At 68.4% G+C, this 10,041-nt stretch carries 12 protein-coding genes; 7 read left to right on the forward strand and 5 right to left on the reverse strand.

Features of this window, described 5'->3' with window-relative positions:
- Nucleotides 1-294: 294 nt before the first annotated feature.
- The 3 genes from DXK21_RS13125 to hemE are packed head-to-tail and all read right to left on the reverse strand — an operon-like array spanning nt 295 to nt 2,876.
- Nucleotides 295-762, reverse strand: a complete 468-nt coding sequence (locus tag DXK21_RS13125; protein ID WP_114818234.1) for a CopD family protein — start codon at nt 760-762, stop codon at nt 295-297.
- 18 nt (nt 763-780) lie between these two features.
- Nucleotides 781-1,845: a ferrochelatase gene (gene hemH, locus DXK21_RS13130; RefSeq protein WP_114818235.1), complete on the reverse strand. Its 1,065-nt coding sequence runs from the start codon at nt 1,843-1,845 to the stop codon at nt 781-783.
- The gene (gene hemE, locus DXK21_RS13135) at nt 1,842-2,876 is read right to left on the reverse strand and encodes a uroporphyrinogen decarboxylase (protein ID WP_114818236.1); all 1,035 of its coding nucleotides are present in this window, start codon (nt 2,874-2,876) and stop codon (nt 1,842-1,844) included. Before hemE ends, hemH begins: the two co-directional genes overlap by 4 nt.
- A 500-nt stretch (nt 2,877-3,376) precedes the next feature.
- On the opposite strand from hemE, the gene DXK21_RS13140 reads away from it, so the two are divergent.
- The 5 genes from DXK21_RS13140 to dnaQ are packed head-to-tail and all read left to right on the forward strand — an operon-like array spanning nt 3,377 to nt 7,072.
- On the forward strand, nt 3,377-4,249 hold the full coding sequence (locus DXK21_RS13140; protein WP_114818237.1) for a pyruvate, water dikinase regulatory protein: 873 nt from the start codon (nt 3,377-3,379) through the stop codon (nt 4,247-4,249).
- On the forward strand, nt 4,246-4,845 hold the full coding sequence (locus DXK21_RS13145) for a Maf family protein (protein WP_114818238.1): 600 nt from the start codon (nt 4,246-4,248) through the stop codon (nt 4,843-4,845). The genes DXK21_RS13140 and DXK21_RS13145 overlap by 4 nt, the downstream gene beginning before the upstream one ends.
- Nucleotides 4,842-5,684 carry a shikimate dehydrogenase family protein gene (locus DXK21_RS13150; protein ID WP_211306033.1) on the forward strand — a complete coding sequence of 281 codons (843 nt, stop codon included), beginning with the start codon at nt 4,842-4,844 and terminating at the stop codon, nt 5,682-5,684. The genes DXK21_RS13145 and DXK21_RS13150 overlap by 4 nt, the downstream gene beginning before the upstream one ends.
- Nucleotides 5,681-6,295, forward strand: coding sequence for a dephospho-CoA kinase (coaE, locus tag DXK21_RS13155; RefSeq protein WP_114818239.1), 615 nt, complete (start codon nt 5,681-5,683; stop codon nt 6,293-6,295). The genes DXK21_RS13150 and coaE overlap by 4 nt, the downstream gene beginning before the upstream one ends.
- 42 nt (nt 6,296-6,337) lie before the next feature.
- Complete coding sequence (dnaQ, locus tag DXK21_RS13160; protein ID WP_114818240.1) at nt 6,338-7,072, forward strand: DNA polymerase III subunit epsilon; 735 nt, start codon at nt 6,338-6,340, stop codon at nt 7,070-7,072.
- Here dnaQ and DXK21_RS13165 read toward each other — a convergent pair.
- Nucleotides 7,069-7,356, reverse strand: coding sequence for a putative quinol monooxygenase (locus DXK21_RS13165; RefSeq protein WP_114818241.1), 288 nt, complete (start codon nt 7,354-7,356; stop codon nt 7,069-7,071). The genes dnaQ and DXK21_RS13165 overlap by 4 nt on opposite strands.
- A 106-nt stretch (nt 7,357-7,462) precedes the next feature.
- Nucleotides 7,463-7,984, reverse strand: coding sequence for a protein-export chaperone SecB (secB, locus tag DXK21_RS13170; RefSeq protein WP_114818242.1), 522 nt, complete (start codon nt 7,982-7,984; stop codon nt 7,463-7,465).
- 226 nt (nt 7,985-8,210) lie between these two features.
- Here secB and timA point away from each other — a divergent pair, with 226 nt between their 5' ends.
- Both timA and DXK21_RS13180 read left to right on the forward strand, forming a co-directional pair.
- Nucleotides 8,211-8,825, forward strand: a complete 615-nt coding sequence (gene timA / locus DXK21_RS13175) for a TIM44-related membrane protein TimA (protein WP_162790672.1) — start codon at nt 8,211-8,213, stop codon at nt 8,823-8,825.
- A complete protein-coding gene (locus tag DXK21_RS13180; RefSeq protein WP_114818243.1) occupies nt 8,825-9,958 on the forward strand; it encodes an MltA domain-containing protein in 1,134 nt (377 codons plus the stop codon). Before timA ends, DXK21_RS13180 begins: the two co-directional genes overlap by 1 nt.
- Nucleotides 9,959-10,041: the final 83 nt, after the last annotated feature.

Here is a 10,041-nt window from a genome sequence, read left to right on the forward strand (position 1 = left end):
TCGATGTCGCGGCCTTGCGGCCAGAGGGAGGACGACGGGCTCCCGCAGGATCAATCCGGCAGGCGTCGCAAGAAGAGAGGGACCGCCCTGCGGATCGCGATGGGATCACGCCGAACGGTTCACCACGAGCGGAACCACGAATGACCCGGCGCCGTCAAGCAAGGCCGTTCTTTTTGGCCGCGGTCAAAAGGCTCCGCCTTGACGGCTTCGCGCGGCCCTACGGGTTTCAACCCGACGCGGCCTGGCGCTTCGCGCGCCTAAGCAGCGAGCGACCGCGTGGCGAGCGGTAGCGCCCTAAAATGCCCACTCCAGCGTGACGGACAGCACCATGACAATGGCCAGCAGGAAGGGGATCTCATTGGTCATGCGCCAGAAACGGCCTGAATATTTCGACGTCCCGGCGGCGATCTTCTTCCGTTGCCCGGCCAGGAAGCCGTGCCAGCCCGCCAGCAGCAAGACCCCGACCAACTTGGTGACCATCCACGGCTGATGCGCGAAGCTCCAGTCGGCGCCGTCGCCGCTGCGCAGCCACAGCAGCCAGCCGCCGAAGACGAAGGCCAGGATCATGGCCGGATTGATGATGATCCGCAGCAGGCGGGTCTGCCACAGGCGCAACAGGGCCTGCATTTCGCCGCGCAGGGGCTCGGCCTTGGCGTCTTGCTCGGCGTCATAGGCGAACAGGCGCGGCAGGAAGAGCATGCCGGCCATCCAGGCGATCACCGCCAGGATGTGAAGGCCGCGGGCCAGGTTGTAATAATCCATGAGGCTCCCCTTGACCGGTCAGGCCGCCTTTGAACATCCGGCGGGACAGGCTTTCAAGTGGGCGCATGGTCCACCCTTGGACGCGCCCTGCGGCGCCACGCCCGGCGTTTCCAGCGCGGCCTCGACGGCCTGGGCCAGGGCGGCGATGAAGGCGGGCTCTACGCCCACGGCGGGCGCGCGCAGATAGGGGGCGCAACCGACCTGCTCGGCCAGTTCGCCATACTCGTGGTCCAGTTCGACCAGGGTCTCGATGTGCTCGGAAACGAAGGCGATGGGCACCACCACGGCGCCGACGCCGTCCCGACCCGCCTGTTCGATGGCCTGCGGCGTGGCCGGACCCAGCCATTTCAGCGGCCCGACACGGCTCTGATAGCAGATGGACCAGTCGGTCAGACCCATGCGGGCGACGACGGCGGCCACCGTGGCCTCGACCTGGGCCTGATAGGGATCGCCGGCGACAACCAGCTTTTCCGGGATGCCGTGAGCCGAAAACAGCACGCGCACCGGCTGGCCCTCGGCACGATCCATGGTCTCGCGGATCAGTCGGGCCTGGGCCTCGATCAAGCCCTCGGCGTCGGGATAGCAGCAGACAGCGTGAACCTCGCCCGGCCCCTTGTAGGCCTCGCGCCAGACCTTCAGCGAAGACGCCGTCGTGGTGGTCGAAAACTGAGGATAGAGGGGTAGCAGGACCACATGGTCGGGCTGGAACTCCGCGACAGCGCGGGCCGTGTCCTCGGTGAAGGGGTGCCAATAGCGCATGGCGATGAAGACCTCGGTCTCATCGCCCGGCGCCGCGTCGGCCAGGCGCTGCGACAGAGCCGCCGCCTGTTTCAGGGTCTCGGGCAACAGGGGCGAGCCCCCGCCCATACGGGCGTAGTTGGCCTGGGCCGACTTCTCTCGACGCGAGGAAATCAGCCGCGCCAGCGGCGTGCGCACGATGCCCGGCAAGCCGATGATAGCCGGGTCGTTGAACAGGTTGAACAGGAAGGGCTTGACCGCGTCAGGCCCGTCTGGCCCGCCGAGATTGGTCAGCACCACCGCAACGCGGCGACCCGCACGATTGTTTTCGGCGGTCTGGGTCATTGAGCGCCGATCCGACGCAGGACCTGTTCGACATGGGCGATGGGCACGTCCGGAAGAATGCCGTGGCCCAGGTTGAAGATCCACGGCCCCTGCCCCCAGGCCTCCATCAACTGATCGACCCGACGATCCAGCGCATCGCCGCCGGCCCGCAGCAACAAGGGATCGAGCGCCCCCTGGATCGGCTTGATGGCCTGAACCCGTTTGCCGACCTCCAGAGGACAGGCGGTGTCCAGCGCCACGGCCTGAACGTCGCAATGGCTCGCGTAACGCTCCGCAAGCGCCGCAGAGCCTCTTGGGAAGCCGATGAGCGGCACGGTGACACCCAGGGCCCGGGCGCGCGCTACAAGCGCCTGGTGAGGCTTCAGAATGAGACTTTCGAACAGATCGTCCGGCAGACCCTCGGCCCAGCTCTCGAAGATCTTCAGCACCTGGGCGCCGGCGTCCTGCTGCATCTTCAGATAATGGGCGGTGGACTCGACCAGAACCTCGAGCAGGGCGGCGACCTTTTCCGGTTCCGCATAGGCATAGGTCCGGGCCGTGGCGCGCTCGCCCTTGCCGATGCTGCGGGCCTCGCCGTCCAGCATATAGGTGGCCACGGTCCAGGGCGCTCCGGCGAACCCGATCAGGGCCTTTGCCGGATCGAGTTCAGCGCGCACCAGGCTCAGGGTATGGCCCACCGACTTCAGGGCTTCCCCCGCCCCGGATGCCAGCTCCCGCATGGACTCCACAGACGGCAGGGCGCCGAGGCGCGGGCCTTCGCCGGCTTCGAACCAGACCTTCTGTCCCAGGGCTCCTGGGATCAGCAGGATGTCGGCGAAGACGATGGCCGCGTCGAAGCCGAACCGGCGCATGGGCTGAAGCGTCGCCTCGGCCGCCATCTCCGGGTTCATGCAGAAGGCGATGAAGTCCGGCGCCTTGGCCCGCAGTTCGCGGTACTCGGGCAGGTAGCGCCCGGCCTGACGCATGAACCATACGGGCGGACGGGTCGTGGTCTGGCCCTGGAGAGCCTGGATCAGAAGAGGAGTGCTCATGTCTTGGGCTTTAGGATGCACACCCCCAAGCCTCAATCCCTATTCAAGAATAAGAATTTGAAAGAGTTGGAGGATGGAAGCAGGGCGCTGGATCACGGGGATAGAATCCGATCGTCCCGTCCGTCGACAGGTTTCTCCCCGATTTCCGAAGAACGAATTCGGCGGCCCCGGTCATGGTGTGTTGATTACGGGGATAACCGGCTCTGAGTCCGCTGTGACGGGAGTCCGATCTGGGCGCCGTTGTGGGAAAGGCGCCGGGCGCCAATTCTGGACAAGGCGCCTTATCCCCTGGTGAGGATAATAATTCGGCGCCTGTATGAACGACTTCAGGCGCCGTTCGGCAATCGGCGCCCGTGATCCCCGCTCGCGACCGGGCCGTGAGCTTGCTAGAGGATTCGGCGCCCAGGCGATGTCGAACGGCGCCCCGGCTTTTGCACAGGCTGCGGGGAAAGAGTCCGCCGCTATCCAGGCGGTTTGAGGATGAGGAGACGATCAGAGCCATGAGCCCCGCCCGACCCGCGTCGCGTCTCGCCACCTATTTCCACGTCCACCTGGTCTCGGACTCGACCGGCGAGACCCTGAACGCCATGGCCAAGGCCGTGATTGCCCGTTTCGACGGCGTCATCCCCATCGAACACATCTATGCCCTGGTCCGCTCGCCCAAACAGATGGAGCGCGTGCTGGAAGAAGTCGCCGGGGCGCCCGGCGTGGTGCTGCACACCCTGGTGGACCGTGAGCTGCGTGAACAGCTGGAGGAAGGCTGCCGCCGGCTGAAGACGCCGCAGATCGGGGCGCTGGACCCGCTGGTGGGGGCGCTGTCGGGTTATCTGGGCGCCAATATCTCGACCCGCGTCGGGGCTCAGCACGCCCTGGACCACGGCTATTTCAACCGTATCGGCGCCCTGGACTTCGCCATCGCCCATGACGACGGTCAGGGCACGCTGGATCAGTTGGAGCACGCCGACGTGGTCCTGTGCGGCGTCAGCCGAACGTCCAAGACCCCGACCTGCATCTATCTGGCCAATCGCGGCATTCGCGCCGCCAATGTCCCCCTGGTGCCGGGTCAGGAAGACGGAGAGCGGCTGACCCAGTTGAAGCATCCCCTGGTCGTGGGCCTGACGGTGGCGCCGGATCGTCTGGTGCAGATCCGTCGCAACCGGCTGGAGGGGCTGAACGCCGCGCGGGCCTCGGACTATGTCGATCATGACGCGGTGCGCGACGAGACGGTCAAGGCGCGCCGGGCTTTCGAACGGCGCGGCTGGCCGACCATCGACGTAACCCGGCGCTCGGTCGAGGAGACGGCCGCCGCCATCATCAACCTGTTGAGCGAGCGACGCAGCCGCCGTCAGGACATCCCCGGAGCCCCCTCGTGACGACGACCGACGGCGAACGCCTGATCCTGGCCTCCAAGAGCGCGGCGCGGCGCGCCGTCCTGACCGAGGCGGGCGTGCCCTTTACCGTTCATGTCGCCGACGTGGACGAGGACGCATTGAAGACGCCGGGCGTGGATCCGGTTGAACTGGCGGCCGAGCTGGCGCGGGCCAAGGCCCTGGCCGTGTCGCGCCACGACGCCGAGGCCTGGGTCCTGGGCGCCGATCAGACCCTGGCCTTCGACGGCGGCCTGGTCTCCAAGGCCCCGACGCTGGCGGCGGCGCGCGAGCGCCTGATCGCCATGCGCGGTCGGACCCATCAGCTGCATTCCGGCGCGGCCCTGGCCCGCAACGGCCAGGTGGTCTGGTCCGGCGTCGATACGGTCGAGATGAGGATGCGCGACTTCTCCGACGCCTTCCTCGACGCCTATCTGGCGGCGGAGGGCGAGGCCCTGCTGGCCTGCGTCGGCTCCTACAGACTGGAAGGCCTGGGGTCGCAACTGTTCGAGGCGGTCGAGGGCGACTATTTCACCGTCCTTGGCCTGCCGCTGTGGCCGGTGCTGGCCGAACTGCGCCGGGCCGGGGTGATCGTCTCGTGAGCCCCTCCCCTTTTCGCACCAACCGCATCACGGGCGGCGCCCTGCTGGCCGGGATCGCCGGTCAGCCGGTGGCCCATTCGCTCAGCCCGGTCATTCACAACGCCTGGCTGGAGGCCGGGAATATCGACGGGGCCTATATGCCCTTCGCGCCGAAGGACGCCGCCGGGTTCGATATTCTGGTCGCTGCGGGCCGCGCCGGACTGGTTCAGGGTCTGAACGTCACCGCCCCCTTCAAAGAACAGGCCTTCGCCCTGGCGGATGAAGCCAGCAAGGCCGCCCAGGCGACGGGTTCGGCCAATATCCTGGTCTTCGACGAGGGCCGCGTGCGCGCCGACAGTTCCGACGGCCCAGGGGTTCTCTACGCCCTGTCAGAACAGGCGCCGGACCTGGCGCTGAAGGGCGCCGTCGTGGTCATGTTGGGCGCCGGCGGTGCGGCGCGGGCGTGCGCGGGCGCCCTGATCGAGGCGGGGGCGAGCATCGGCATCCTCAACCGTTCGCATGACCGGGCCGAGGCCCTCGCCGCCGATCTCGGTCCCTCGGTCCGCGTCGCCGTGGCGGCTGATCTGGCCGAGGCCGATCTGGTCATCAACGCCCTGAGCGTTCAGCCCGCCATCGACCTGTCGGTTCTGAAACCGGGCGCCGTGGTCATGGACATGACCTACAAGCCCGTCGTCACGCCCTTCCTGGCGGCGGCCCGGGCGCGCGGCCTGACGACCGTGGACGGTCTGGCCATGCTGATCGGTCAGGCGGCGCCTTCGTTCACCGCCCTGTTCCGTCGTCCGCCCCCGCCGCTGGATCTGCGCGCCCTCCTGTTGGCCCATCTGGGAGAGGAGGCGTGATCCTCCTCGGCCTGACCGGCTCGATCGGCATGGGCAAGTCGACGACATCGCGGATGTTCGCCGACGAAGGCGCTCTGGTCTGGGACGCTGACGCCGCCGTGCATCGCCTCTATGCGCGCGGCGGGGCGGCGGTCGAACCTCTGGGCCAGGCCTTCCCCGGCGTAGTTGTGGACGGCGCCGTGGACCGCACCCGCTTGGCTGAGCGCCTGGGCCGTGACGAAGATGCGTTCAAGCGCTTGGAGGCCATCGTCCATCCTCTGGCAGCCCAGGACCGGGCTGATGATCTGGCGGCGGCGAGCGCCAGGGGCGTGCGGTTGGCGGTTCTCGACATCCCCCTGTTGTTCGAGACCGGCGGCGACGCCTTCGTGGACGCCGTGGTCGTGGTCACCGCCGATCCCGAGGTTCAGGCCGCCCGCGTTCTGGCCCGCCCCGGCATGACCCGCGACCGTTTCGAGGCCATCCTGGCCCGCCAGACGCCCGACGCCGAGAAACGCCGCCGCGCCGACTTTCTGGTCGATACAGGGCGCGGACTGGACGCTGCGCGCGATCAGGTGCGCGAAATCGTGGGGACAGTCCTTGATCCGTCGTGGACGCCGCCGCGTCGGGGCTGAGCCGGCTCTTTCGTCCGGGCGCGGCTTACCCCATTAAGGGACATGGCCCGCGAAATCGTCCTCGATACTGAAACCACTGGCTTCGATCCCAAGACGGGCGACCGTCTGATCGAGGTCGGCTGCATCGAGATCTATGATCTGCTGCCGACGGGGCGGACCTTCCACCGCCTGGTCAATCCCGAGCGGCTGATCCCCCCGGACGCGATCCGGGTCCACGGCATCACCGACGACCACGTCAAGAACGCGCCGAAGTTCCACGAGATCGCCGCCGACCTGCTGGAGTTCGTCGGCGACGCGCCCCTGATCGCGCACAACGCCAACTTCGACCGCAACTTCATCGACTTCGAGTACAGCCGCATCGGCCAGAAGCCGCCGCCGCAGGAGCGGTGGATCGACACGCTTCAGCTGGCGCAAAAGCGCTTTCCGGGCATGCCGAACTCGCTGGACGCCCTGTGCAAGCGCTTCAAGATCTCGCTGGTCGACCGCACCCTGCACGGCGCCCTGATCGACTCCCGCCTGCTGGCCGAGGTCTATCTGGAGCTGCGCGGCGGTAAGGAACGGGCGCTGGACCTGACATCGGTCCGCAGCCCGCAAGCCGTGGCGGCGGCGGCGTCGGTCAGTCACGGGGCGCGACCCCATCCCCTGCCGTTGCGCTCGACCGAGGCCGAACAGGCGGCGCATCTGGCCTTCCTGAAATCGGCGCTGAAGGACTACAGCCTGTGGGCCGGCTACGGCGTGACCGTCGAGGTCGAGGTCAAGGACGAGGCGGCGGCCTAAAGCGCGGCGTCCATCAGGATGTAGGTCCCGGGCTTCTCCTGAAAGGCGTCGATCTGGGGGACCAGGCGGCGGAAATGCTCGCTGGCGCAGTGAGCGTCCAGCGCCGCCTGATCGGGCCATGCCTCGATGAAGATGAAGTGGCCGGGCTGGCGCTGATCCGTGAACAGATCATAGGCGACGCATAGCGGCTCCTCGCGCGTCAGGCGCACCAGTTCGCGATAAAGCGGCATGACCGTCTCGACGTGTTCGGGCTTGATGAAGTCCTCGGCGATGACCTTCAGCACGACAACCTCCCCGCATAGAAAAGGGGACGTCCCAAAGGACGCCCCCAAACCTTCCGCTCAAGCAGCGAGGCGCCGCGCGCCTCGCGTTAGCGGCCTCACTTATGAATTATGCCTGGCCGGTTTCGGCCGGGCCGCTGGCGATCTGCTGCTGGCGAGCGACGTAGATGGCGGCGAAGTCGATCGGGTCGACCATGAAGGGCGGGTAGAAGCCGCCGTCCGAGGTGGCCTGGGCGATGATCTGGCGCGCAAACGGGAAGAGGTAGCGCGGGCACTCGATCAGCAGCAGGGGCTCGATGTCCTGAGGCGAGACGCCGCTCAGCGCAAACAGGCCGCCATAGACGAGTTCCACGTGAAACACTGCGGTCTTGTCGTCGCCGGTCGCCTTGACCGACAGCTTCAGGTCGACTTCGAACAGGCCGTCGGGGCGACCCGAGGCGTTCATTTCCACGCCCATGTCGATGGCGGGCTTGCCTTCGATGCGCAGGCTTTCCGGCGCGCGCGGGTTTTCGAAAGACAGGTCGCGGACGTACTGCGCCATGATGCGGAAACCGGGACCGGCGGGCTGGCCTTGCATCGGCTCGGTCTGGCCGTTGGCGGCGGTGTCGGCAGGGGCGTTGGCGTCGGTCATGAAAATATAAGCCGTCAGTCTGAATCGAGGGACGTCGGACCGCTCCGGGCCCGGCATGAGGGGTCCGCGACTACCACGGCGAGGCTATTGGCCGCAACGGCGAGACCGGCGTTCTGAGCCCCCCTTGCCTTGCGCCCGGCGGGATCGCCCCCTAATCCTCACCATAACAGATGTGCGCCCGCAAAATCCCCCTTGGGCGCGCGCCAATCAGGTGAAGCCCGTGCCCGTGCAATTCCAGATCGTCATGTTCGCCATCGTCGCCGCGGTGCTGCTGTTCATGCTCTACAACGTGCTGGGCAAGAAGGTGGGGCGTCAGCCTCAGGAAGACGCCCGCCTGCCCCAGGCCGCGCCCCAGGGCGGTCCGGCCCCGGCTGCCCTGACGCCCGGCGTGGACGCCGCCACGGCCGCCGCGGTTGCGGGTCTGAAGGCCCGCGATCCCGCCTTCGATCCCGCCCGCTTCCTGGAAGGCGCGCGTCAGGCCTATGAGACCATCGTGCGCGGCTACGCCTCGGGCGACCGTGAAGCCCTGCGTCCCCTGCTGACGCCGTCGGTCATGACCTCGTTCGAGGCCGGCATCGCCGCACGCGAAGCGCGCGGCGAGCGTGAACAGGCCGAGTTCCTGCACACGCCCCGCGCCGATCTGGAGCTGGCCACGGTCAAGGACGACCGCGCCGTCGCCAAGGTCCGCTTCCTGGCCGAGATGCGCAGCACCGTGACCCCCGCCGAGGGCGAGGCCATGATCGAGGAGCGCCGCACCGCCGAACTGTGGACCTTCGAGCGCACCCTCGGCGCCGCCGATCCCAACTGGGCCCTGGCCCGGGTCGAGCCGGCCAGCGCCTGATGCGCGTCCCCGCCGTGGCGTCTGTCTCGCCGTTCGTACGGCCAGGCGTGACCCGGTCGGGCCTGACGAAACTCGGCGTCCTGTCGCTGCTGCTCTTTGCGGCGGCCTGCGTCTCGACGCCGCGCGTGACGCCGCCGGGTCCGACAGGACCCGGACCTGGGCCGGTCTCCCCGCCGACGCCGGTCGAGGGCCTGAGCCTCAGCGCCCTGCCCGGCTGGGCCGAGGAGGACCATCTGGCGGCGTTTCGCGCCTATGTCGCCGGCTGCGCTCCGGCTCGACGCGGCGGGGCCGACGCTGTCTGTCTGCGCGCCCGCGCCCTGTCGTCTTCGCGCCTGTCGCCCAGCGAGGCCCGCGCCTTTCTCGAAGCCAGCTTCGTCGCCACGGAGGCGCGCACCGACGACGGCCGCGCCGGCCTGTTGACCGCCTATTTCGCCCCGGAGTATTCGGCCCGCCGCACCCCCGACGACGAGTTCGACGCCCCGGTGCTCAGCCGTCCGGCCAATCTGTCGGAGGTGGGCGACCGCAGCGCCATCGAGGCCGGATCGGCCCAGTCGACCGCCCTGGCCTGGATGCGGGCCGAGGACCTCTTCTTCCTGCAGATCCAGGGCTCGGGGACGCTGACCTTCCCGGACGGCGCCCGTCTGCGCGCGGCCTACGCCGCTGACAACGGCGCCAAGTTCGTCGGCATCGCCCGCCCCATGGCCGAGCGCGGGCTGCTGCCAACCAATGGAACCTCGGGCGACGCCATTCGCGGTTGGCTCTCGGCCCATCGCGGGGCCGAGGCGCGCGCGGTCATGGCCCTGAACCCGCGCTACATCTTCTTCACCGTCAGTCCCGACGACGGCAATGAGGCCACCGGCGCCGCCGGCGTCCCCCTGCCCGCCCGGCGGTCCGTGGCCGTGGACCCGTCGCGCTGGACCTATGGCGATGCGGTCTGGATCGAGGCCGACGGCGGCAATCTCATCGGGGCCAGGGCCAGCTATCGCGGCCTGGTCATGGCGCTCGACACCGGCTCGGCCATCCGCGGCCCCGTCCGCGCCGACCTCTACATCGGCCGTGGCGATGCGGCGGGTCAGGAAGCGGGCGCCGTGCGCCATCCCTTAAGAATGTGGCGGCTCGTGCCGAGGGGATAGGGCGAGGAGGTCAGAGTCTGATTTCGATCGAGGCTGTGTAAAAACGTGCGGACCCACGGCGGGGCGGAAGGTGGCGACGAGGT

It is taken from the genome of Brevundimonas bullata (genome assembly GCF_003350205.1).
Lineage (GTDB): Bacteria > Pseudomonadota > Alphaproteobacteria > Caulobacterales > Caulobacteraceae > Brevundimonas > Brevundimonas bullata.

Coding starts and splice junctions, on each gene's coding strand:
- DXK21_RS13125 (WP_114818234.1), bottom strand. CDS start 762: ATGGATTATTACAACCTGGCCCGCGGCCTTCACATCCTGGCGGTGATC.
- hemH (WP_114818235.1), bottom strand. CDS start 1,845: ATGACCCAGACCGCCGAAAACAATCGTGCGGGTCGCCGCGTTGCGGTG.
- hemE (WP_114818236.1), bottom strand. CDS start 2,876: ATGAGCACTCCTCTTCTGATCCAGGCTCTCCAGGGCCAGACCACGACC.
- DXK21_RS13140 (WP_114818237.1), top strand. CDS start 3,377: ATGAGCCCCGCCCGACCCGCGTCGCGTCTCGCCACCTATTTCCACGTC.
- dnaQ (WP_114818240.1), top strand. CDS start 6,338: ATGGCCCGCGAAATCGTCCTCGATACTGAAACCACTGGCTTCGATCCC.
- secB (WP_114818242.1), bottom strand. CDS start 7,984: ATGACCGACGCCAACGCCCCTGCCGACACCGCCGCCAACGGCCAGACC.
- DXK21_RS13180 (WP_114818243.1), top strand. CDS start 8,825: ATGCGCGTCCCCGCCGTGGCGTCTGTCTCGCCGTTCGTACGGCCAGGC.